Source organism: Sphingobium sp. GW821-FHT02B05 (assembly GCF_059421905.1).
Genome location: NZ_JBWKVW010000001.1, coordinates 1,052,896 through 1,073,061 on the forward strand (window position 1 = coordinate 1,052,896; position 20,166 = coordinate 1,073,061).

26 protein-coding genes and 1 pseudogene are annotated in these 20,166 nt (G+C 59.8%); 10 read left to right on the top strand and 17 right to left on the bottom strand.

Annotated features, from left to right (window positions below; genetic code table 11):
• Positions 1-261: 261 nt before the first annotated feature.
• The 9 genes from AC07UX_RS05260 to AC07UX_RS05300 form a co-directional block, all read right to left on the bottom strand.
• Positions 262-1,206 (bottom strand): glycosyltransferase family 2 protein, encoded by a 945-nt coding sequence (locus tag AC07UX_RS05260; protein WP_495190908.1) that lies wholly within the window; start codon positions 1,204-1,206, stop codon positions 262-264.
• Positions 1,200-1,781 (bottom strand): SAM-dependent methyltransferase, encoded by a 582-nt coding sequence (locus tag AC07UX_RS05265; RefSeq protein WP_495190909.1) that lies wholly within the window; start codon positions 1,779-1,781, stop codon positions 1,200-1,202. The genes AC07UX_RS05260 and AC07UX_RS05265 overlap by 7 nt, the downstream gene beginning before the upstream one ends.
• A 2-nt stretch (positions 1,782-1,783) precedes the next feature.
• A complete protein-coding gene (locus AC07UX_RS05270; RefSeq protein ID WP_495190910.1) occupies positions 1,784-2,428 on the bottom strand; it encodes a PIG-L deacetylase family protein in 645 nt (214 codons plus the stop codon).
• Between the two features lie 11 nt (positions 2,429-2,439).
• On the bottom strand, positions 2,440-3,438 hold the full coding sequence (locus tag AC07UX_RS05275; protein WP_495190911.1) for an acyl-CoA dehydrogenase family protein: 999 nt from the start codon (positions 3,436-3,438) through the stop codon (positions 2,440-2,442).
• Positions 3,439-3,542: 104 nt separating this feature from the next.
• Positions 3,543-4,592, bottom strand: a complete 1,050-nt coding sequence (locus AC07UX_RS05280) for a glycosyltransferase (RefSeq protein WP_495190912.1) — start codon at positions 4,590-4,592, stop codon at positions 3,543-3,545.
• Positions 4,589-5,509 carry a glycosyltransferase family 2 protein gene (locus tag AC07UX_RS05285; RefSeq protein ID WP_495190913.1) on the bottom strand — a complete coding sequence of 307 codons (921 nt, stop codon included), beginning with the start codon at positions 5,507-5,509 and terminating at the stop codon, positions 4,589-4,591. The genes AC07UX_RS05280 and AC07UX_RS05285 overlap by 4 nt, the downstream gene beginning before the upstream one ends.
• Positions 5,506-6,612 carry a glycosyltransferase gene (locus AC07UX_RS05290; RefSeq protein ID WP_495190914.1) on the bottom strand — a complete coding sequence of 369 codons (1,107 nt, stop codon included), beginning with the start codon at positions 6,610-6,612 and terminating at the stop codon, positions 5,506-5,508. The genes AC07UX_RS05285 and AC07UX_RS05290 overlap by 4 nt, the downstream gene beginning before the upstream one ends.
• 282 nt (positions 6,613-6,894) lie before the next feature.
• Complete coding sequence (locus AC07UX_RS05295) at positions 6,895-7,092, bottom strand: hypothetical protein (RefSeq protein ID WP_495190915.1); 198 nt, start codon at positions 7,090-7,092, stop codon at positions 6,895-6,897.
• A complete protein-coding gene (locus AC07UX_RS05300) occupies positions 7,089-7,835 on the bottom strand; it encodes a Crp/Fnr family transcriptional regulator (protein ID WP_495190916.1) in 747 nt (248 codons plus the stop codon). The genes AC07UX_RS05295 and AC07UX_RS05300 overlap by 4 nt, the downstream gene beginning before the upstream one ends.
• A gap of 243 nt (positions 7,836-8,078) precedes the next feature.
• Here AC07UX_RS05300 and AC07UX_RS05305 point away from each other — a divergent pair, with 243 nt between their 5' ends.
• Both AC07UX_RS05305 and AC07UX_RS05310 read left to right on the top strand, forming a co-directional pair.
• The gene (locus AC07UX_RS05305) at positions 8,079-8,387 is read left to right on the top strand and encodes an ankyrin repeat domain-containing protein (protein WP_495191797.1); all 309 of its coding nucleotides are present in this window, start codon (positions 8,079-8,081) and stop codon (positions 8,385-8,387) included.
• A 62-nt stretch (positions 8,388-8,449) separates the two neighbouring features.
• A complete protein-coding gene (locus AC07UX_RS05310) occupies positions 8,450-8,632 on the top strand; it encodes a hypothetical protein (protein WP_495190917.1) in 183 nt (60 codons plus the stop codon).
• Positions 8,633-8,828: 196 nt separating this feature from the next.
• Here the strand turns inward: AC07UX_RS05310 and AC07UX_RS05315 are convergent, their stop codons facing one another.
• The 3 genes from AC07UX_RS05315 to AC07UX_RS05325 form a co-directional block, all read right to left on the bottom strand.
• Complete coding sequence (locus tag AC07UX_RS05315) at positions 8,829-9,044, bottom strand: hypothetical protein (RefSeq protein ID WP_495190918.1); 216 nt, start codon at positions 9,042-9,044, stop codon at positions 8,829-8,831.
• Between the two features lie 294 nt (positions 9,045-9,338).
• Positions 9,339-10,154, bottom strand: coding sequence for a transglutaminase-like domain-containing protein (locus AC07UX_RS05320; RefSeq protein ID WP_495190919.1), 816 nt, complete (start codon positions 10,152-10,154; stop codon positions 9,339-9,341).
• A complete protein-coding gene (locus AC07UX_RS05325) occupies positions 10,148-11,098 on the bottom strand; it encodes a transglutaminase family protein (RefSeq protein WP_495190920.1) in 951 nt (316 codons plus the stop codon). The genes AC07UX_RS05320 and AC07UX_RS05325 overlap by 7 nt, the downstream gene beginning before the upstream one ends.
• A 15-nt stretch (positions 11,099-11,113) precedes the next feature.
• Between AC07UX_RS05325 and AC07UX_RS05330 the strand changes: the two genes are divergently transcribed.
• A complete protein-coding gene (locus tag AC07UX_RS05330) occupies positions 11,114-11,890 on the top strand; it encodes an N-formylglutamate amidohydrolase (RefSeq protein WP_495190921.1) in 777 nt (258 codons plus the stop codon).
• Positions 11,891-11,935: 45 nt separating this feature from the next.
• On the opposite strand, the gene nhaA is transcribed toward AC07UX_RS05330, so the two are convergent.
• Positions 11,936-13,315 carry a Na+/H+ antiporter NhaA gene (gene nhaA / locus AC07UX_RS05335; protein ID WP_495190922.1) on the bottom strand — a complete coding sequence of 460 codons (1,380 nt, stop codon included), beginning with the start codon at positions 13,313-13,315 and terminating at the stop codon, positions 11,936-11,938.
• 135 nt (positions 13,316-13,450) lie between these two features.
• On the opposite strand from nhaA, the gene AC07UX_RS05340 reads away from it, so the two are divergent.
• From AC07UX_RS05340 to AC07UX_RS05355, 4 genes and pseudogenes are all read left to right on the top strand, one after another.
• Positions 13,451-13,657 carry a hypothetical protein gene (locus AC07UX_RS05340; RefSeq protein ID WP_495190923.1) on the top strand — a complete coding sequence of 69 codons (207 nt, stop codon included), beginning with the start codon at positions 13,451-13,453 and terminating at the stop codon, positions 13,655-13,657.
• A gap of 85 nt (positions 13,658-13,742) precedes the next feature.
• Positions 13,743-14,000, top strand: a complete 258-nt coding sequence (locus AC07UX_RS05345) for a hypothetical protein (RefSeq protein WP_495190924.1) — start codon at positions 13,743-13,745, stop codon at positions 13,998-14,000.
• 7 nt (positions 14,001-14,007) lie between these two features.
• A pseudogene (locus tag AC07UX_RS05350) lies at positions 14,008-14,133 on the top strand (DUF2256 domain-containing protein); the annotation flags it as partial.
• Between the two features lie 65 nt (positions 14,134-14,198).
• Positions 14,199-14,492: a DUF3253 domain-containing protein gene (locus AC07UX_RS05355; RefSeq protein WP_495190925.1), complete on the top strand. Its 294-nt coding sequence runs from the start codon at positions 14,199-14,201 to the stop codon at positions 14,490-14,492.
• A gap of 4 nt (positions 14,493-14,496) precedes the next feature.
• On the opposite strand, the gene AC07UX_RS05360 is transcribed toward AC07UX_RS05355, so the two are convergent.
• Together AC07UX_RS05360 and AC07UX_RS05365 are read right to left on the bottom strand one after the other, a co-directional pair.
• Entirely contained in the window at positions 14,497-15,648 is a 1,152-nt protein-coding gene (locus AC07UX_RS05360) for an extracellular catalytic domain type 1 short-chain-length polyhydroxyalkanoate depolymerase (protein WP_495190926.1), read from the bottom strand.
• Between the two features lie 360 nt (positions 15,649-16,008).
• Positions 16,009-16,320 carry a polyhydroxyalkanoic acid system family protein gene (locus AC07UX_RS05365; protein ID WP_495190927.1) on the bottom strand — a complete coding sequence of 104 codons (312 nt, stop codon included), beginning with the start codon at positions 16,318-16,320 and terminating at the stop codon, positions 16,009-16,011.
• On the opposite strand from AC07UX_RS05365, the gene AC07UX_RS05370 reads away from it, so the two are divergent.
• Complete coding sequence (locus tag AC07UX_RS05370; RefSeq protein ID WP_495190928.1) at positions 16,304-16,846, top strand: hypothetical protein; 543 nt, start codon at positions 16,304-16,306, stop codon at positions 16,844-16,846. The two genes, AC07UX_RS05365 and AC07UX_RS05370, sit on opposite strands and share 17 nt — an antisense overlap.
• A gap of 419 nt (positions 16,847-17,265) precedes the next feature.
• Positions 17,266-17,817 carry an opacity protein gene (locus tag AC07UX_RS05375; protein ID WP_495190929.1) on the top strand — a complete coding sequence of 184 codons (552 nt, stop codon included), beginning with the start codon at positions 17,266-17,268 and terminating at the stop codon, positions 17,815-17,817.
• Between the two features lie 183 nt (positions 17,818-18,000).
• Here the strand turns inward: AC07UX_RS05375 and AC07UX_RS05380 are convergent, their stop codons facing one another.
• Positions 18,001-18,348 (bottom strand): response regulator, encoded by a 348-nt coding sequence (locus AC07UX_RS05380; RefSeq protein ID WP_495190930.1) that lies wholly within the window; start codon positions 18,346-18,348, stop codon positions 18,001-18,003.
• Positions 18,349-18,352: 4 nt separating this feature from the next.
• Positions 18,353-19,240 (bottom strand): iron-containing redox enzyme family protein, encoded by an 888-nt coding sequence (locus AC07UX_RS05385; RefSeq protein WP_495190931.1) that lies wholly within the window; start codon positions 19,238-19,240, stop codon positions 18,353-18,355.
• A 187-nt stretch (positions 19,241-19,427) separates the two neighbouring features.
• On the opposite strand from AC07UX_RS05385, the gene AC07UX_RS05390 reads away from it, so the two are divergent.
• The gene (locus AC07UX_RS05390; RefSeq protein WP_495190932.1) at positions 19,428-20,144 is read left to right on the top strand and encodes a Crp/Fnr family transcriptional regulator; all 717 of its coding nucleotides are present in this window, start codon (positions 19,428-19,430) and stop codon (positions 20,142-20,144) included.
• The last annotated feature ends 22 nt before the right edge of the window (positions 20,145-20,166 follow it).

A 20,166-nucleotide genomic window follows, 5' to 3' on the forward strand; every position in this document is an offset into this window, starting at 1 on the left:
CGAAATGATTGCGCGGCGGGCCTGCAATGCCCAATTTCCAGCGCTATCGTCTTTCCCGCGTAAACGCGGTTCGTAAGATTCCCTGGGCGGCGGAGATACGGAGGTTGGCAAATTCGGCCTGCTCGCCGATGCCGTTGCAATTGATCGGGCGCTGCTTCTCGCCTCGTTGATCCAGTTGCCTTCTGTTGGCAGAGATCTTCAGTCGATAATATCAAGGGGCGCCGGCTTGCTGGCATCGGCGTGATCGGTAAGATCCGGAAATCAAATCCGGCTTTCATCCAGGCTTTGTCGCTTTTCTGCACCGAACGGCTCCTGCGTCCCGATGCCATTCTCTATCTGCACCTCGTCAGGCCTGAGCCAACCTGTCGGCTCGACCCTGGACGCCGCTATTTCAGCATGCGTCGGCAACCGAAGCAGTTCCAGCCTGTCCCCACACCAAGCCACCAATCCGATGCGGGCAAATGCTTCGAGCCAGCCCTCCATCGGCCATCGCTCCCAACGTGCTCGGAACCGTATCGCATTACGCACAATGTCAGCGACATGCTGTACGGGCGGTTCATAGCTATCATGATATTGGTGACAGGCGATCGCCTGACCGACGAACAACAGCTTAAAGCCACTTTCAGCAGCCCTGAACCCGAAATCGGTGTCTTCGGCCCCATAGCCGGTGAATCCCGCGTCAAACCCGCCCAACGCTTCGAAAGTCGATCGGCGAAGCGCGAAGGCGAGTGACCAGAACAGCCCCGGATTTGCCTCCTCCCTAACTCCATGGTCAGGAAAAGAACGCACCGGATGCGCGAGGCCGTTAGCCATTAAATCCGCTTCATCCCAGCATCCGCGCGCGGAATGTGGTCCCAAATAGCGAACATCGGCACATAGGATGGCATCATGGTTGGACAGCGTGTCAGACAAGAGACCAACGCAATCGCGCATCGGAATGCAATCGACGTCAAGGAACATCAGCATGTCCTGGCTCGCGAGTGATGCTGCACGATTGCGGGCAGCTGCGAGCGGCAGCCCGTCTGTTTCGAAGCGATCGATGCGGACCGGAAAGCTGGCTGGTCCCATCCCAACCGGCTCATCACTCATATCAACGACGATGAGTTCATCAGGCTTGCGTTCGCTGCGCCGAAGCCCTTCTACAAGCTGCGCCAAATGCGCGCTGCGATTGCGGACAATGGTGAGGACGGAAACTCCCATCAGCATCGTTTCCACAGATCGAGCCGATATGTTTCCCGGCGTTCTGCCTGCTCAACCTCGAAACTCGACTGCAATTCCGACCACAGGGCCTCGACCGCATCATCGCCGCTATGGGGATAATCGGTCTGTCCTGTATAATGGACGAGAATGATGCGGCCGCCGGGCCCCACACCGTCTCGCAGCCACTCGTTTGCACGGTCGAGATCAACCAGATCCCAATAATAGGCCACCTCGGAAAGGACTACGAGGTCAAAAAGTCCATCATCCGGTGCCTCTTTTGGAAACGCCATCCGGGCGAGCGTTATGCCGGGACGGTCGCCAACCCGGTCCCGGGCCTTGGCCAAGGCCTTGGTGCTGATATCTATCGCCAGCAGGCTGTCGCAAAGAGGGGCAACATGGCTGGTAAGAACGCCATGGGCGCATCCAACCTCCAGTGCATGGGCATATCGACGATCAGCGAGCACATGATGGGTGTGCGCGAACTTGGCGGCCTCATATTCGCTTGCCGCCAGATTCCATGGATCATCGTCTGACGAAAATATGTCGTCGAAATACCTGGCTTTCAGGCTGGCACCGGTCATCGTCATCCCCTCCTCAATGTCAGTATATCTCGTGCGGCCATGCGGAATTTTTCGCGGGGAAGCCTAAAGCCATCACCCAGGGTCGGCGACATCTGGCTGCGGTGTGCTCGCAGTGCGTGCAGGCGTCGCGCTGGAGCCATGGTCGGGGTAGCGATATGCCGACCGCCATGCGGCACTTCGCTCCACACATGATAGGCGAACAAGGCGACAGGCCGCTTGGCTTTTCGCAGAGCGGTTTCAGCCAGGTGATAGGCCGCAACATGGTCGCAATGCGCTTCGCTACGGTCGGATACGGCAATGGCGTCGATCCGGCGCCAGCGGATCAGGGTTGCGAGCTGATCGGCGCCTCGCGCAAACGCCTTGCTGTCGACAGGATGGGGATGGGCATCGCGCCAACCCATCCAGGTCGTCGGGATAGTCGCAGCGCCCATCCTGCCGATCGCATGGCGAGCCTCCCTGCGTCGGGTCATGGCGACGCGCGGCGTCCCGTCAGGATGTGATCCGGTTCCATCCGTCAGAAATACGATCCCACCAAGTCGATCATGGGCCGCGCTATAGGCTATCAGCGCCCCGGCACCCAAAGTCTCGTCATCGGGATGGGGCGCGAGGATGAGCCACCGCGCCTGCGACCAGCGGCTGCTTTCCAAGGGCTCACTCCTCACCATAGCCTGTCGCTCTCGGTCCAGATATCGTGATCGAGAAGCGTCTTGGCGGCTTCGTCGCGCGCATGATCCGGACCTCCCTGTCGCAGAAACAGGGAGAGGTCGCGGATGATCTTGTCGGCGCGTTGCCCATCAAAGGCACTTTGCGTCCCAAGGATGCGCGCAGCAGCTTCCATGACCACGAACCCGGCATTTTCAACGACGCCTCGTGTCAGTCGCGCCATCGCTACAGAATCTTCATGACCTGATGCAAAGCTCTGCGCGGCCTCAGCCACCCAGAAGCCCGCGGTCCGCACGGCGACTATTGCATCAGCAAAGCGCGCCCGTTGAACCGGGTCATCGCGTACGCCGTCGCGCATGCACCGGCGGATCTCCGCGACAAGCGCCTCGATCCCACCGAGCTGCGCCGCGCAGAAGCGCCATGCGCCGGCGGTGAAACGAGGTTCGCGATCATAGTCGCCCGGCTCACCCAGGAGCATCGAGGGTTCTACCGCTATGCCTTCCAGAAGGTAGCGTCCGCTGACGCTCGCCCGCATGCCGCGCACCCGCCATCCGGAAAGGTCGGCGCGTGCCTTTTCATTGGCGCGCACGATGACCAACCGGCGAGCATGGCCCTCGCCGGCGGCCGTGACGAGCGCGTAGTCGAGGCCGCCCGCGCCGCTCGCGAACATCTTCTCGCCAAGAAGCGAGAATTTCGGCCCTTGCGTCAGTCGGACACCCGGAGCGGCTTCTGTCGCCCAAACCCCAAACCAGGCGCCGCGATCAAGCGCCTGCGTTAGCCATATGTGCTGCTCGGTCGTGCCGTACCAGGCGAACAACGACATTGCGTTGACATGTCCCTCGTAGAGGCGGCCAATGCTGAGATCTCCACGTCCAACCTGCCGCAAGGCCCCTGCCATCGCGCGGTTGCGTCCTGCTTCATTGTCGAATGCTTCCCCACCACATTCTTTTGGAGCGAACCGCCGATGATGTCCGCTCTCGATCAGAGCTGCCATGCTTTCAACGGGGAAATTGGGGGCGGCATCATAACGGGAGCCGAGCGTAGCAAGCCGATCGACGATATCGGTGGTAACGGTGACTGGCTGTTCTATGTCCGGGATCACGCAATATCGCTCCTACCTGTGGGAATCGCAGCGGGAAGACTATCCAGCCAGCAAGCGACCCTCTCCGCCCCACCCCTGTCGGTCAAACAGGCCGGCCACCGATCGGCCTGCTCGATCGCCTGAACGATCAAGCCTGGCCACTCGTCTTTCTGCGGCCAATCATAACGCACGATCGCGCCGCCTGTTGCCGCAAGTCTCCTCGCCTTCGACAACTGCTCTTCGAACGGCCGAGGTTCGGGCAAGCATATGAACGGGCGACGAGCTGCCAGAACGGCGCTGACCACACCATCCCCGGCACCGCCGATAATGACATCGGCTGCGCCAATATGCGTGCCGACATCATCTACCCAACCGCGCAGCTCAAGATTGCATGGAATGTCCGAAGGTACTGTGCAGGGGCCAAGGATCCGCCACTGCCGGTCCGGCGTCGATCGAGCGGCATCCGCCCATCGATCGCCGTCGGAGATTCCGCCCCCCCGGCCCAGAATGACCAGGATGATGCGATCGTCGCCCCCTATGCTTCGGGAGAGCGATCGAACAATTGCCGGCGCATAAAATGTCTTTTCCCTGACCCAGGCAGGAATGTCGTCATCGTCCAGCGCTTCGTGAAAAGGCGCCAGGAGCGCGGTCGCACCACGAAAGGCGTCCAGATGCGCGGCGTCCAGCCGGCTGCCGTTCAAGCGGACATAGACGGTGGGCACCGAAGCGAGTCTGGCCAGCATCGCCACTTCCGCAGATACATCGACCACCATCAGACGCGGCCGGGCCTGTGCTATCCAGCCCGCGATGATTGCCGTACGCTGCCTTATGCCTTCATGATCCAGCGGGGCGTAGTGCAGGGACGATGGGCGCTCGGCATGGTCGATTCCGGTAAAATCCGCGCCGAGGCGGTCATCGGGAAGATCGACAAAAGATAGCTGGTCCACCTTGTCGGCAATGCCGGTTCCAATGAGCGTAACATCCTCCAACATCGCGCCAATCGCTATAGCGCGCTGACGGTGGCCGTCGCCATGATGATGCACATAATATCCGATCGCTCGGCTCACGATGCTGCTGCCGCTTCCGGGAGCGGCATGTCGCAGGGCATGGCGGGAAGCGAGCGTTCGGCCTCGCAGAGCGCTGCCATTCCCAAGGCTTTCCTTGCCTGACGGCGCCATCGCGCGCGCGCCTCCCAATGTGCAAGGTCGGGTACGGCCGGAACATGTCCGCTGGCCGCACAATCGATCCACCGCTGCATGTCGGCGGCCATGCCGGCGTCGGCCCGTCCTGCTGTCCTGGAGGAGGCTCTGGTCCATACGGCATTTGGGTGGACAAGCCGTCCTCCTGCTCGCATGGCTGCCTCGACCAACGCGCGATCTTCGCCGGAGGCGATAAGCGGGACACCGCCAGCGCGGCGATACAGGTCGATGGACAGTGCAAGGCTAGCGCCGGTGTGGTCGCCATGCCTGGGCGGCATGTCCCATTCGACCGGATCTATCGCGTCCTCGATCGCGCGGACGGCCTCCCAATAGGCGTCGAAGCGACCGCGCAGTGAAAAAATCTCCGACGCGCCCTCGGCCTCCATTTCGTCCAGTTCGATGCGTCCACCCACGATATGATCCGCTGCGCAATGCTGGAGATTGGCTTCCACCCAATCTGGCGGTGGGCGGCAATCCGCATCGGTGGATATCAAAATGCCGTCGGGGGGGATCATCTGCATGCCCATATCCATGGCAGCGCGGCGCGCGGATCCGGCATGGGCAAGGTCCGGCTCGAACTGCCGCTCGATAATCTCCAGGCGGAAGCGCGCGCCGAACTCCAGCATCGCCCTTTTCGCCATTGCGCAGGTAGCGTCGCTACTGTTGTTGACGCAGATTGCGACAGCGAAACGCCGGACGGTCTGTTGGGCCAGTGCTTGGATCAAGCGGCCGATGTGCGCCGCCTCGTTACGGGCCGGTACACACACGCAGGCTGGAAAGCTCATGCAACGCTCGCAATGAGCGGATGTGCAACCGCTGCTTGGCTCTCTCCGTCAACATCGACAGTGGCGAGTTCGCGGTAAACGGCTTCATATTGATCGACCATGCGCTGTGCGTCGCAGTATCGCTCCGCATGGGCCCTGCACGCGCCGCGGCTCAGTACCGAAGCCGCAAGCGCTGCCGACGCCAGTGAAGCGAGATCGTCCGGCTCAGCCAGGACACCACAATCGTCGCTCAGAAGAGCAGGCACGCCGCCGCGGCGAAAGGCAGCGACCGGCGTGCCACATGCCAAGGCTTCAGCCACGACAAGGCCATAGGGCTCTTCCCAACGGGGCGTGCAGAGCGTGGCCATCGCCCCACCGACAAGACGGGCGAGATCGCGATGGGGCAGATGTCCTACATATTCGACATCCCCCCCCAAACGTGGCCTGATCGATTCCTCATAATAGGCTTGGTTCGAGACCGGCCCGGCGATGCGCAGCGGCAACCCTGCGAGACGCGCGGCATCGATTGCAAAATCCAATCCCTTTTCCGGCACGATCCTTCCGTACCAGACCAGATAGGGTGTTTCGCTAGCAATCGGCTGGAAGGGAAAATGCGTCAAGTCGATACCGTTTGAAATCACATGATCCGTTCTGGCTACATGGCTCCACATGGCAGCGGTCGCCTGCGACACGGCCACGTAGGTCATAGGACCTCGGTTCAATCGAACTCCACTTTCCAGCCAGCAGAATGGAGGGGTATGCAGCGTGGTCACAACCGGCGTCGTGAGCGTGTCAGCCATGCTCACCGGAAGATAATGCAGAGAATTATTGTGTATCACGTCAAATGATCGTGATCGCAGCTCGGTCATCAAGCCGAGATAGGCATGATGTTCACGGAAGAATGCGACATCGTTGGCTTCCGCTATCCCTGTTTCAAGCAGCGAAGTTTCGGGACAGATGGCTTCGACACCCAGTGAGGGGTCCGAACGTGTCGAAGCGAAGAGCGTGACGTCATGACCGCGCTCACGAAGCGAGCGTGCAAGCATGTGCGTATGCATCTCAAGGCCGCCGGCGAACGGCTCAGCTATGGGATATTTCAGATGAGCAATGATCGCGATGCGCATTTCGCCTCCCTGACACGATGCGCAAAGAGTGCCATCCGTCTATTTCTAAACGTTGCCGAGGTATAAACTTTCCAATGCGAACCAGTGCGTCAGCCGGAAATCAGATTGATAAAAATCATATCTTGGACCTCTTCGCCTGGTGACGGGATTTTTCCTGGATATTTCCGAAACATATTTGCCATGATCAGATCAAATTGTAAGGCACGCCGGCCGAAAACTCACAGCTGGCTAAGCTGTCCTTGCACGAACTGATCGCTCGCGTTGCAGAAGATGGTTGCCAGCCTACGAATTTCCTTTAGCGCCTTTGACTCTCTCCAGAGCCGCTTCGCCTGCTTCGACCAGACTGCGTCCGGTCGCCACCGCTGCTTCCGGTGTCAAAGTGATGGCAATGCCATCCGGGCCGTCGAGAACGACATGGCCATCTTCCACGGCCGCAACGCCGGCGTCGGTAAACGGCTCAACGGATTGGTTATCCTTCATTTCGGCTCTCCATCATCGTCGTTGGCAAGTGGGTTTCCACCAAGATAAAGATAGTTGGGATTGAAATCGCCGCGCTGCATCAAGGCGGAGAGGTCTTCAATTTCGACCAAAGAGGCGCGCATGTTGCAAAGCCCAGCTTCGCGTAGCTGGCGAAAAGCCCTGTTGGTGTGTACGGTGGTCAAACCGCAAATCTCGGCAATGTCACTTTGGGTGAGAGCCAGCACGAAGCGACGTCCATCGGAGAGGGCAACAGCTTCGAGCCGCGCATTGATCTCACACAGGAAGTGCGCAACCCGGCCTACGGCATCGAGCCGTCCCACACGAAACAGCCAGGCGCGGTGCATCGCAGCATCGATCAGGGTAGAGAACCATAGCTTTCGCGCAAGCTCAGGTCGCGGATCAAGAATATCCTTGAGGGCGTTGTGCGGAACGATGGCAACGGTCGCTGCGGTCAGCGTACCGATTGAATGATCCAGTTCGCGCATCGGATAGGCGTGCAGATCGACGAACTCGCCGGGCACATGCACCGCCACCAGCTGTCGAAGACCTTTCTTATCGTCGATATATCGCGACAAGATGCCTTCCAGCAGATAGGTGCTGACAGACACCGGTTCGCAAGCCTCGATGATGGTGCGACGCGGTTCCACCGAGCGGATTTCGCTGATCGCGCTTTCAAGCAACGATCTCTCCTCCATGGTGAGATCGACGCCACGACGGTTAGCAAGAAAACGGTCCAGGAACATGGGTGAACAGCAGACCCTTTCTATGAATGATCCGAAGGTGCTAAACCGAAAAGTGGCTAATGCGATCCCGGGCCTCCAACCTTAGTATATGATGTTTGTTAATCCGTGACGGTGGCGAGTAAGCCTCGCAGACCGGCTATCGCCATTTCGCGGTGCACTGGTTTTCGAACTGCGCGGCTTCCAACAGTGTTGCGACAGAGGTAAATTCCGCACCGATGGGCGTCGCCTTGAAGAGATACAGACATCGCGAAGTCCCTGATCGAGGCCAGAGCAGATCCGAACCATACCGACCGCACGGGTCAGACCGCTTTCATGTTCTCGGCATTGTTCGGCCGCGATGCTGCAATTGATATCCGTCTTGAGGTTAGGGCCAATCCCCGCCTCCGAAATCATAATGGCGATGATGCGGCGGGCTTGGCGCCTGCATTTGACGCCTGCACAAGGACGGGCAGAAATTGTCGCCCGCCTCGCGGCGAAATCGACATATCCGGGAATTCGTTACTCGATATGAATATAATCATGATGCAGATCAATCTCGTTGAAAAACAATAAAGAAATGGAACGTGATGTTCATGTGGGCGTTCAATAAATATTCTGTAGAAAAGGAAACGGTCATGAGCATTGAAGGCAAAGCAAAAGAAGCAGCTGGTTTCGTGAAAGAAGAACTGAACGAGCATGGCGAAACGCCTGAAGCCAAGAAGAAGGCGCAGGAAGGTCGCGACCTTCGCAATGAAGGTCGCGTCGAAGACGGCAAGGCACCCAAGACCACGGAGCCTGGAACCGGCGCCAAGGAATAAGCCCCTACCAGAGCCTACCACGCCGTCCGGCATCGTGCGGCGTTTTTTTTTGAATTTTTAAATCTTCATCATGTCTGGGCCTGCCTGTTCTGGCAGATCCCACGCAGCACAAAAAAGATTTGCTACTCTGCAAATTTCGCCTTCATGTAAAAACTTCAGCGCAAATCTGCTCTGATGGTATCGAGATTGCGCACATTCACGCGCAAGGCATTTGCCAAGACGGGGAAGTACGCGCACGCGCCCTGCCAATGCAGCGAACGATGAAGGCGCGCCACAGCGTTTCGCGCAGGTCGTGCCGCTCAGAAAAGATCAGAAAGCCCTCATCGGTACAACCGAGCGCGACATGATAGCGGCCCGCCTGGCCCTTGGCCGATGCGCGCCCGGCGGCAGCCTCACACATCTCGGACAGCATGGACAGCGAAGATGCGCGCCACAAATGCCGCATTGTGGCGGATTGCGACCGAGTGGGGCGATCAGCCGCGCTGACATCGCCGCATCGATCGGGCGAAATCCCATCGTGCCCTGCGCCAAGGATAGCGTCCAGAAAATCCGCCGCACCAGCGCCAGCCCCTCGCCCACCGCTCCAGCGCAGCGATCGTGGTGGAAGGTCGTCGGCGCCGGCAGGCAATCCTTGCCACCCGCCTGCGCGAAGGGCGGCGCGCCGAGCGAGCCTGTCCGGGATTGCAGCAGCGGGCCGGCGATCGGATCAGTCAAGGGCGGAAACCTCATCGGTATGCACCTGGAACCGCACCAGATTTGCCGGGCCGAAGGCTGTCGTCAGGGCGACATCGGTGGCGTCGCGGCCCCGCGCCATCAGGATGCGGCCGATCCGGGGACGGTTGTGGCGGGCGTCATGCGTGTACCAGTCGCCGTCGATATAGACGTCGAACCAGGCGCTGAAATCCATCGGCGCATCCACCGGCGGCACGCCGATATCGCCCAGATAGCCGGTGCAATAGCGCGCCGGGATGTTCATGCAGCGGCATAGGGTGATGGCGAGATGGGCAAAATCGCGGCATACGCCCCGCCGTTCCTGATAGCCGTTCCACGCCGTCTTGTCCGACCGGGCATGATGATAGCCGAATTCGATATGATTGTGGACGAAGTCGACGATGGCATCGACCCGGTCACGCGCTGCGGTTAAATGACCGAAATTGGACCAGGCGACGTCCATCAGCCGATCGGTCTCGCAATAGCGGCTGCCCAGCAGGAAGGGCATGACGGCATCGGGCAATTCCTCGACGGGCATTTGCGGACCATCGGGCGCGCGCCGGTCCGGCTCGCCGCTATCCTCGATTACGAAGTCGCAGGACAGGGTGACATTGCCGGGCGGGAGGGTCAGGCGTGTTGCGACATTCCCGAACCCATCCTCGAAATGATAGAGCGGGATGTCGGGACTGGCGATCAGCCGCTGGGGCGTGCGCAGATCCTGATGGCGCGAAGGGTGCAGGCTCAGCATCGCCATCATCGCGACCTGTTTGTCGGTGGAAAATTCGATATCATAACCGCAGCGGATCAGCATGTCGGGGTCTTTCCTGGAGCGCCGGCGATGCGGCTGTTGATGGCGCCATGGCCTGTGGTGGGGAAGAGCGCGGGATCGGCGCGATGGACATCGACCGATATGTCCATGCCCAAGAAGCTGGCGGGCAAGCCGAACCAGGTGCCCGACAGTGGCAGCGCCTGATAGGGATCGCGGGCGATCGCCACGCGAATGAGGCCGCGATTGCCGATGATGCCATTGGTCGGATCGAACTCGACCCAGCCCGATCCGGGCAGGAAGATGCGCACCCAGGCATGGGTATTGCCCCCGCCGACCACGCCCTCGTGCCGGGAAGGGTTATAGACATAGCCGGACACGAAGCGCGCAGCGAAGCCCAGCGCGCGCACCGCCTCGATCATCAACACCGCGAAGTCGCGGCAAGTGCCCTGCCGCTTGCGCAGCGTCTCGATCGGCGACTGGGTGCCTTTCTCATGCCGGGGGACATAGGTGAAGTCGCGCTGGATGCCGGTGGCGATCCGGGTGAGCAGATCGACCGTGCCGGTATTGCCGTCATTGCGGACGAAGCTGCGCGCCCAATTATCGACCATCCGTTCCGGGTCCAGATGCTGCCGCTCGATCGACCGCAGTAAGTCGGGCATGTCCTCCGACGAGTAGGTGAACGGAAACAGGCGGGCATAGGGTTCGACATCCACCTGTTGCTGCGCCAGCGGCGCATGTTCCAGCGTCACTTCGCTGGTGACGACGAGATGCGAGGCGCGTTTTTTGAACAAGGCGATGGCTACGGAGTTTCCAAAGACATCATGCAGCCAGCGCAGTTCGCTGGGCTGGGGATCGATGTCGAGCCGGGCGGACAGCAATCGCTGATCGAAGGCTTCGCGCGGCCGCATCATGATGCGATGCTCGCCCAGCGACACCGGCTGCGCATAACGATAGGTGGTGACGTGATGGATCGTCAGCAACGGCATGAAAGGAAGGTTCCGATGGCCCGAGAGGCGGCGACATTATTGAGTCCGGACGATCCGGCGCCGTTCGCTGTCGATAACGCGGGAGGCCGCTCGCCGTTCCTGTTGACCGGAGATCATGCGGGTGCAGCTATCCCGGAGCCGCTGGGTGACTTGGGCCTGACCGCCAAGGACCGGGCACGGCATATCGCTATCGACATCGGCGTGCGGGGTCTGGGCAGGGAATTGGCACGCCTGCTCGACGCACCATTCATCCATCAAACCTATTCTCGCCTCGTGATCGACTGCAATCGTGATCCTGCGCATCCGGACGCCATTGCGGTCCAGTCCGATGGCACATCCGTCACCGGCAATGGCGCTCTGGACGATGCGGCCAGGAAGTCCCGGATAGCGTTGATCCACACGCCCTACCATGCAGCCATATCGGCCTTGCTCGACGCCAGACGATCGGCCGGTGTCGATACCATCCTGCTTTCCTTGCACAGCTTCACACCCATGTTGAACGGCCTTGGCCGCCCGTGGGATATCGGCGTTCTCCACTGGCGTGGGCAGACGGGTTTCGCCAGAGCGATGCTTGCGCGGTTGCAGGGCGACCAAACCATATGCGTGGGCGACAACGAGCCCTATCGCATGGATGCAACAGACTATACGATAGCGTTCCACGCCTTTCCGCGCGATCTGCCCTATGTAGAAATTGAGGTCCGACAGGATCTTATCGACGATCATGGTGGACAGGTCCACTGGGCTGAACGGATCCGGGCGGCGGCGACATCCGCATGGCTATCAGAGCCATGAGCCGAGGCAACTCGATCAAGCGCAATACGGCCGCGCAGGCCCGGCCTATCTGCGCACGACAAAGCGAAGTGCCGCATAGCCGGTCAGGCCTGCCATCGCCGAAGCGGCGATGATCGAAAGCGATGCGATCTCCTGAAGCCTGCCTTCACTGAATGCCAGACCCGATATGAAGAGCGAGATTGTAAAGCCGATACCCGCTACCGTCCCGATCGCGGCAATCATTGACCAGCGCACATCATCGGGCAGCCGTGCAAGTCGCAGCCGGGTCGCGATCCAGCTAAAACCGAAAAAGCCCAGCGGCTTGCCAAGGCACAGCCCTACAAGGATCGCGGGCGCAAGTGTTGAATGAAAGCTGTCTTCAATGAGATCTGGACTGATATGCACCCGCACGTTCGAAAGGGCGAACAGCGGCAACACGACATAGCTGATCCAGGGAGAAAGAAGCGTTATCACCCGCTCTCCTGTCGCATGAGTGGCGCTGGTCATTTCATGAAGATAACCCAAACGCTCCTGCGCCTTCCTTTCCGAGCGGCCGACCTGGTCGCCTTGCCCTTCCCCAAGAGCATGGCGGTGCGCCTGCTGAAATTCATCGATCTCGTCCTGAACATTGTCCGCAAAATCCTTGCGGCCCAGCCGGGGATATACCGGCACGAGGAAGCCAAGCAGCACCCCGGCGATCGTCGTATGAATGCCCGATCGCAGAATGCCGACCCACAGCAAGAGAGCAAGCAGAACATAGGGTATGCTCGCGCCCCAGCGCAGATGGCGCAGAAGGTAGATGGCGGCAAAGCCAGTGGCCGCAATCAGAAGGCCATCAAGATAAATCATGTCGCTGTAGGCGAAGGCGATCACGAGCAGACCCCCGATGTCATCGATCGCTGCAAATGCAAGAAACAGGGCACGTACGCCATCTGGAAGGCGTGAGGCGAACAGACCAATCAGCGCCAGGCCAAACGCGGTGTCCATGGCGATCACCGTGCCCCAGCCTGTCATCGCATCACTGCCCCGCGCGATCAGCCAGAAAAGGAAGACGGGAACCAGCATGCCGCCGATGGCGCCAGCGATCGGAAATAGCGCTGTGCGCACCTGAGACAAGGCGCCGCGCACAAGCTCGCGTTTCACATCTGCGCCTATGATGATGAAGAACAACGGCAGTAGGGCATCGTCGATCCATTCCGCCACGCTATGGCTAACCGACAGGCGACCAAACCCGAAGTATAGCGCGCTGTCCCAGAACCGCTCATAATTTTCACGAAGGGGAGTGTTGGTGAAGATAAGCGCGGCGATCGTCGCGAGCAGCAGCGGTCCGCCGATGACGTCCTTGCCCGCAAAGAATGGCTCGATCCGATCAAGGAATTTGGCGCGAGCGGGCGCATGTTGCCGTTTCGCATTTGTCGCGCCCTTCTGGCGTGGAGTGATGGCCATCCCACGCAAGCGCCTGCCGAGAGATAGAGTTCCACCCTGTACGGAATACCGAGCAACTGCCGGCTTGGAGTAGAAGAAAAGGCGGAACCTCCAGCAATGTCGCGCGCTGCCACTATCTCAACAAGGGGATATGCCATGATTACCGATATCGTAGGTGCCATCATAGGGTCCAAGCTGGACCAGCGGGACGGCGACAGCGGTGCGAAGGGGGCGTTGATCGGCTACTTCACGCCTCGCATTGTCGGTGCTGTGGTAAAGGTCGGTTTGCTGGCCGTCGTCGGATACGGCGTCGTGCAAGCGGTACAAAGCCTTACGTCAAAGGAAAATGATTCGAGGTACTGAGGCCTCGATCAACAGCGCCGTGCTGAGCCAATCGTAGAAATTACGCACTGTCGATGCGGCGGGTGCGAATTTTTGAGTGATAATCATGGAAAAGGATTATGCCCATGGCCGTCGGGACGGCCTCCGGCTGGCACTGTCGATCCTGGAAGCAGAAGAAATGAAATGGGCCGCGCTGCTGGGTGAGAGCCGATCGTGGCGCACCAATGCAATGCGTGAGGTCCGCCATAAGACATTGCAGGTTGCGCAGCAGCGTTTGCGTACCGCGCTGAACCGTCTGACGCCCAGATCCGACCAGGCCATCGATCCTGATCTCGCCTCTGCGCTCGAACAGATTGGCCTTTGACCCTGTCATGACCCATCACAAGCTGAAGCTTCCTTCGAAAATCTGCATGGGGTGCGGTCGGCCATTTGCATGGCGCAAGAAATGGGAGAGGGATTGGGAGCAGGTAAAATTTTGTTCGGAGCGCTGCCGCAGACAAGGCAGGTCGAGCAAGCCTGAAGATGAACACCCCAAACCCGGCATCCGACCCGATCTGAGCTCATGAGCCCTGATAGCAATCTTGGGTCGATAACGGATGCGTGCAGCGCCGTTTTACAGCTGCTCGACCAACGCAATGACAAGGCGACAATCTGTCCAAGCGAGGTCGCAAGGGCGATTGCCGGTGAAGCGACCGCTGATCCAGGCGCGTCTTCGTGGCGTTCGGCGATGCCGCTCGTCCACGCTGCGATCGATCGGTTGGTGGACGATGGGTCGGTCGAGCTGAGTTGGAAGGGAAAGCGCATGGCGTCCCGCTCTGGTCCCTATCGGATCAGGCGAGCGGAACCTACGGGCTGAATCTCTATCGCCGCATCAGGCCGGCAGCACGAAGTGCATCATGAATGATTTGTTCGACCCCCGCCTTTCCCGATGCGACTTGGCGTGAAGGTCCGGAAGACATCGCTTCCAACCGACCTATTTTTGGTACGGGCAGATTTGGCTGCTCCTCTTCGACATGTTCAGTTACTTGGGCGACAGCACGTCTCTTCTCGGTCCCCAGCAGCTCCCATGATGCTGCGATCCGGCGTGTCGATGAAATACCCGCTTCGATCATATGCGGCATTACAGCGCCGCAAGCATCCTGCCCGGTCGTGGACAGCGGCGTACCATGGCCCATATTGGCGATGCGATAATCCTCGATAAGCGGGCGCCCGGCTGCATCGTTCCAGGCGCGCCGGCGATGGCCGGCTATCTGTTCCGAAGCATCCGGCGCCGGCTCTAGACCATGCACCGAAAGCCATTGTGCCAGTATAGCGTCCGCATTGGCGCTGCTGACCGTACTGTCAGCGCTTCCATGCCATATCGAAATACGTGGCCAGGGGCCGCTATGGCCGGACGCATGGCGCACCCGATCGCCCAGATCCCTTCCGTTCAGGACTCCCGGGGACCGCATCGCTTCCAGTGCCTGCGGGATGGTGGATGCCGCGCCGTGCGGCAAGCCCGCAATGATCGCACCGCCTGCGAACACTTCCGGGTAGCTGGCGAGCATAACGGAGGTCATTGCGCCACCTGCGGAAAGACCGGTCACGAATATGCGGGATGGGTCGGCGTCATGGGCCTTCATCATCGCCATGATCATCTGGTGGATGGACTGCGCCTCGCCCAGATCACGGCCATTGTCCATCGGAGAGAACCAGTTGAAACACAGATTCGGGTTATTCGCGCGCCGTTGTTCTGGAAAAAGGAGCAAGAAACCATGCTCATCAGCCAATCGTGACCAGCCCGAGCCGTGGTCATAGCCGCCGGCGTTCTGCGTGCAGCCATGCAGTATGACGACCAGCGCCGGTTTCTCGGCAACATGTTCGGGAACATAGATTTTGGCACTCAAGGCGCCGGGGTTGGTCCCAAAGCCGTCAAGGCTTGCCAGGCGGCCTTGACCAACCGCGACAGCCTGGGTTGGGTGGCCGGTTCGCATTGCTGCCAGTCGGGCGATAGTAGCGGATAATTTGGCCACGCGAAAATCTCCTATTGAGCAACTTCAGCCGTCAGCCCTGCGGCAATCCATTTATGCTGCACTGCACAATATGGAGCGAAGCGACACGCTTGCAAGGTCGCAAGTGCGATTATCGCGAGTGAGTGGATTACGGACCTCCATGCAGCGGGCGACCCAGGCAGCATGGCATCGTCTCCCGGACACCCGCGCCCAATGCTGAGGACAGACCGGCAAATGCGCCACCCAAGGGATCACGCGATAGCGGCAAGCCGCATGGAATTTCAAAATTGTCGCGTTGCCATATTCGCGGCGACGGACAGCTTGAAAAATCAAGGGTAGTGGGCCGGTGCTGAAGCACTGTCACAATTGGTGACGAGACTGTCAGCCGATGAGCAATCGTTCCCCTTGCTGGCGAACAATGGCTTTGATCGGACCCGACATGAGGCTGAGCATCGCAGGCAACTCCACTGTCACCCGAAGACGAACGTCCCCAGCTTCCACGGTGCATGGCACTTCAACGCCCATGGTTGCGACGGTCAAAGACATTTGATCCGGGCTTGGCCAGCCATGGGTGACGGTAGCTGCGCCGCCTGGAATGTGCGAGGCCAGTTTCCCTACCCCGCTGGTCATGCGCCGCTTGGCCTCTTCACGGCCAAGGCTGTGGGGAATGTCGATTATGATCGGTGTCGCCATGACATCAGGACTCATCCGAGACTGTATCGTTCCGTCATCCACTGCTGCAAATCATGACGCAGAAGTGGCATGTGGGCGGTCTCGTGCATCGACGGGCAACCGGAAACGTCAATTATTTCGGGAACTTTTGGGCTGCCTGCATGTCTTACATTGGGGACGACAGGACTATATGATGCTCAATGCTCTCGCCCACTCTTCCGAACGTCGTCATGCTACGCGCCAGTCCGCGAACATTCCATGTACGGTCAACTGGTCTGGACTTTACGAGTTCGCCAATATCAAAAACATGTCGATCTATGGCGCCCAGCTGGAAGGATTTGAATTTCCGCCAGCCGGTACGCCCGTGACGATCATCGTCGAACATGTCGAATTTTGCGCCTCGGTCATCTGGGCGGATGGAGACAAGTGCGGCGTGCTCCTGGAGCATGGCGTCGATCCTGAAAGCTTCATTCGTGCGCATTCCATTCGACCGCTGGGCAGCACGGCGCCGGCGGTCGGCACGATCACTCAGATCCATCTCCCCTGAGACGGTTGAGCGCGAGCTAGCCACGGCTCCGGACCTGCGGTTGAAAACCGCACTCGTCATCAACGATGTCGATCCGAACCGAAATTGTCATCCATCCCGGGCTGGCGAGGGGCGGACGAAGCTCCCTTCGAGGCAACAGTCCTTCTTAGCTAAAAGCCATGCACGCTTCATGCGCTCCGACGCCATTTCTGCGCCACCACCGTGTCACAAGCCTCTCCTCCAAAGGAACCGGAAAAGGACGCAATGGAAGACGGCAAGGAACCGACCGCTTACCGGCCTACCACGCATGCCTCAGTCCATCGTTCCCGCCGAATTCACGTTGCATTTATGCAACTGTTTCAGTTTAATGACTTTTCCGTGAAACTTGCGAGGGCCTGGCCGGTTCAGCGATCCACCTACCGAAACATAAAGGGGTTCGTATGAAGAAGTTTCTCGCCGCCGCTGCCATCCTGGCAGCTTTTCCTGCCATTGCCTCCGCGCAGGAGACCGCACCTGATGGCACCGATGCGTTCGGTGTTGAGCCTTATGTCGGTGTGCTTGGCGGCTATCACACTTTTGATCGGGGTTCCGAATTCGGTGCCATCCCCGGCGAAACCATCATGAACGGCGCCTTGATCAGCGGTATCGCAGGCGTGAACGTTCCGCTGGGTCCGGTTTTTGTTGGCGTTGAAGGCAACGCGACCAAGGGCTTCAGCGACATTGACTGGGAATATGGGGTCAAGGGCCGCTTTGGTGCCCGCGCTGGCGAAAGCGGCCTGATCTTCGCATCGGCCGGCTATCAGTGGGTCAACGGCAAGGGCGGCTGGCCTGACCGCAAGGACTGGATGTACGGCGCCGGCGTGGAAGTCGGACCCAAGGACGTTGGCCTGGGCGGCATTACCGGCAATAGCGGCGTGCGCCTGCGCGTGCAGGTCGATACCTATGACCTCGACAGCTTCCGTCCCATGGCCGGCGTGATCTTCCACTTCTAAGGTTACAATCTAAACAGAATGGACCCCGTCAGCGATCATATGCTGGCGGGGTCCACTCTATTTGGTCATGCTTCACGACGGTCGGCGCCGGACCATGAAGGCACTTCTGCCCGGCGCGACGATCCATGTCCCCCGCTTGGGACCTGGCCCGGGCCGGAACGTCGAACGATCAGATCGGATGGTTCAGTGCAAAATCCGCTGCAACGTCGGTATCAACCTTGCGGCCAACGCCGGTTTGGAGATCAGGGGCGCGGACGGGTGCGCCTGAACGGCCGGATGATCGAAGGCGCCGGAGCAAAATAGATAGGGGATATCATACAGATCGAGATCGTCGGCCAACAACCCGACATCCCCCCGTCCCAAACGAATGTCCAAAATCGCGCCGGCCGGCATGTGGCGGGACAGGGCCTCGATCCCGTCGGACAAGGTGGCATAGGGTCCGTCCACCACATAGTCCGCCTGCTCCAGCATGTCGGCAATCACCGCGGCGACGGCGGGGTCATCCTCCACCAACAAGATCGGGCGTCCCATTGCCTTACTCCAATCCGAAATGGGCGCGATAGCGATCGAAGCAGCGCGCGCCGCATTGAAGCCGGATCAAAGCCCCTTCCGCCATGGCCGTCGCCCGTCGGGGATCTTCGGCAACGAGCGGGCGGATCGCCTCGTCATTCCAGTCGCGGCTATGCTTGAGATCCAGGACCGCGTGCAGATCGAAATAGCGGCGTTCGGATCCGGACAGGCCAATCCGTCGCAGCCCCTTGGCCGTGTGCGCCGACCTGTCGGGCGCGGTAAGCTCGATGACTCCCAGCGCGCCGACACTATGCCAGGCATAATGGCGTGAAGATGCCATCGCCGTCATCGCATTCGCCAACGCCAGGCTTTCCCAGACGGTATGGTCGATCCGCGTATCCAGTTGAAGGATGTCGACCAACTGACCCAGCATGGGGCCATGCATGCCCTTGGCATTGCCACGCCCCATCTCGTCCCAATAGTTGCGCGCCAATTCCAGCTTCGCGCGCGGCGGCAGCTTCACCTGGGTCATCGCCACAAGATCGTCGAAACCCGCCTCGCCAGCCGTTTCCTGCGACAGGAACCAGCGCAGCTCGTCCCGCCCGGCCTGATCCGCCAACCATGGAAAAAGCCGGTCATGCTGTCCTGGCCCGCTGGCTTTCAAATCCTCAAACCATGCGATGAACCCATCAGGGTCCGCTGGCGCCTTTGCGGCTTCCTCCGACACGTCGGCGCGAAGCTCTTCGATGAACGCTTGTTCCAGTCGCAGCATGGTCCGATCGCGGTCGAACTGCGACGCGGTTGCCTCCGCTGGAAAGGCTGGCGCCAATCGCCGCCGGTTCCATCGGCTCAACGCCTCCTGAAAATCCTGCCGAAGAAATTGCGATCCGTCATAGTCTAGCCGAGTAGCCACTAAAGAGCCTTCCGATTTTGGGTATGACGAACAAATGCGGGAGACCGCTCCCCGTTCCGGAAAATCACGTTAAACAGGATCAAGTCGGTGGACGGGAGCGATCAATAAGCCATTGCGATTCAGTTTGCTCTTGAGCGGCTCAAGGCCGAAACAGGGTCCGCCAATGCCTCTAACCTTGGATATCAGGATGGTTTTTGCAGATTTGCTCCGCAACCGCAGGCGCGGTCGGTTGACCGCCGACGACCTCGCCGCGTTGGAGGCATCCGTGTCCGACCTGCGTTCCTTGCCCGCACGCAAGACGATGATATCCCGCGACGATCCGGTCAGGATGAGCACCTATCTGATCGAAGGGTTCATGTGCCGCTATATGGACGACCGACAAGGCGCCCGGCAATTGGTGGCTGTCCACGTCGCCGGGGATTTTGTCGATCTTCACGGCTTTCCCCTGGGCCATCTCGATCATGATCTGGCGACATTGACCGCGTGCAAGGTCGCGCTCGTACCCCATGCCGCACTGGATGAATTGATGGTCACGCGCCCGAACCTGACCAAATTGCTGTGGTTCAGCACCCTGCTGGATGCCGCGATGCATCGGGAGTGGATCTTCCGCCTCGGCCGACTGGATGCCATCGCCCGCGTCAGCCATTTCTTCTGCGAAGTCGAAGCCAAACTGCGCGCCGTCGGCCGAAGCGACGGGGTGTCCTTTCACTTGCCCATGACGCAGGCCGACCTGGGTGAAGCCTGCGGCATCACGCCCGTCCATATGAACCGGATGTTGCGCGAACTGAAGGATCGCGGTCTCATGACGATCCGCCGCAATCAGGTTCATATCGCGGACGCCCAAGGTCTGGCACAGTTGGGAGAGTTTGATCCGTCCTACCTGTTCCTGGACAACCGGAACTGACGGAACCGAGCCTTATCACGAT

What these genes read in the sequence shown, in the direction of transcription:
- AC07UX_RS05390 (WP_495190932.1), top strand. Translation starts at nt 19,428, where the DNA reads ATGGTTTTTGCAGATTTGCTCCGCAACCGCAGGCGCGGTCGGTTGACC.
- AC07UX_RS05325 (WP_495190920.1), bottom strand. Translation starts at nt 11,098, where the DNA reads ATGCCGTTGCTGACGATCCATCACGTCACCACCTATCGTTATGCGCAG.
- AC07UX_RS05365 (WP_495190927.1), bottom strand. Translation starts at nt 16,320, where the DNA reads ATGGCGACACCGATCATAATCGACATTCCCCACAGCCTTGGCCGTGAA.
- AC07UX_RS05265 (WP_495190909.1), bottom strand. Translation starts at nt 1,781, where the DNA reads ATGACCGGTGCCAGCCTGAAAGCCAGGTATTTCGACGACATATTTTCG.
- AC07UX_RS05375 (WP_495190929.1), top strand. Translation starts at nt 17,266, where the DNA reads ATGAAGAAGTTTCTCGCCGCCGCTGCCATCCTGGCAGCTTTTCCTGCC.
- AC07UX_RS05355 (WP_495190925.1), top strand. Translation starts at nt 14,199, where the DNA reads ATGAGCCCTGATAGCAATCTTGGGTCGATAACGGATGCGTGCAGCGCC.
- AC07UX_RS05330 (WP_495190921.1), top strand. Translation starts at nt 11,114, where the DNA reads ATGGCCCGAGAGGCGGCGACATTATTGAGTCCGGACGATCCGGCGCCG.
- AC07UX_RS05275 (WP_495190911.1), bottom strand. Translation starts at nt 3,438, where the DNA reads ATGGCAGCTCTGATCGAGAGCGGACATCATCGGCGGTTCGCTCCAAAA.
- nhaA (WP_495190922.1), bottom strand. Translation starts at nt 13,315, where the DNA reads ATGGCCATCACTCCACGCCAGAAGGGCGCGACAAATGCGAAACGGCAA.
- AC07UX_RS05370 (WP_495190928.1), top strand. Translation starts at nt 16,304, where the DNA reads ATGATCGGTGTCGCCATGACATCAGGACTCATCCGAGACTGTATCGTT.
- AC07UX_RS05290 (WP_495190914.1), bottom strand. Translation starts at nt 6,612, where the DNA reads ATGCGCATCGCGATCATTGCTCATCTGAAATATCCCATAGCTGAGCCG.
- AC07UX_RS05260 (WP_495190908.1), bottom strand. Translation starts at nt 1,206, where the DNA reads ATGCTGATGGGAGTTTCCGTCCTCACCATTGTCCGCAATCGCAGCGCG.
- AC07UX_RS05320 (WP_495190919.1), bottom strand. Translation starts at nt 10,154, where the DNA reads ATGCTGATCCGCTGCGGTTATGATATCGAATTTTCCACCGACAAACAG.
- AC07UX_RS05345 (WP_495190924.1), top strand. Translation starts at nt 13,743, where the DNA reads ATGGAAAAGGATTATGCCCATGGCCGTCGGGACGGCCTCCGGCTGGCA.
- AC07UX_RS05380 (WP_495190930.1), bottom strand. Translation starts at nt 18,348, where the DNA reads ATGGGACGCCCGATCTTGTTGGTGGAGGATGACCCCGCCGTCGCCGCG.
- AC07UX_RS05310 (WP_495190917.1), top strand. Translation starts at nt 8,450, where the DNA reads ATGAGCATTGAAGGCAAAGCAAAAGAAGCAGCTGGTTTCGTGAAAGAA.
- AC07UX_RS05285 (WP_495190913.1), bottom strand. Translation starts at nt 5,509, where the DNA reads ATGAGCTTTCCAGCCTGCGTGTGTGTACCGGCCCGTAACGAGGCGGCG.
- AC07UX_RS05315 (WP_495190918.1), bottom strand. Translation starts at nt 9,044, where the DNA reads ATGCTGTCCGAGATGTGTGAGGCTGCCGCCGGGCGCGCATCGGCCAAG.
- AC07UX_RS05300 (WP_495190916.1), bottom strand. Translation starts at nt 7,835, where the DNA reads ATGTTCCTGGACCGTTTTCTTGCTAACCGTCGTGGCGTCGATCTCACC.
- AC07UX_RS05295 (WP_495190915.1), bottom strand. Translation starts at nt 7,092, where the DNA reads ATGAAGGATAACCAATCCGTTGAGCCGTTTACCGACGCCGGCGTTGCG.
- AC07UX_RS05340 (WP_495190923.1), top strand. Translation starts at nt 13,451, where the DNA reads ATGATTACCGATATCGTAGGTGCCATCATAGGGTCCAAGCTGGACCAG.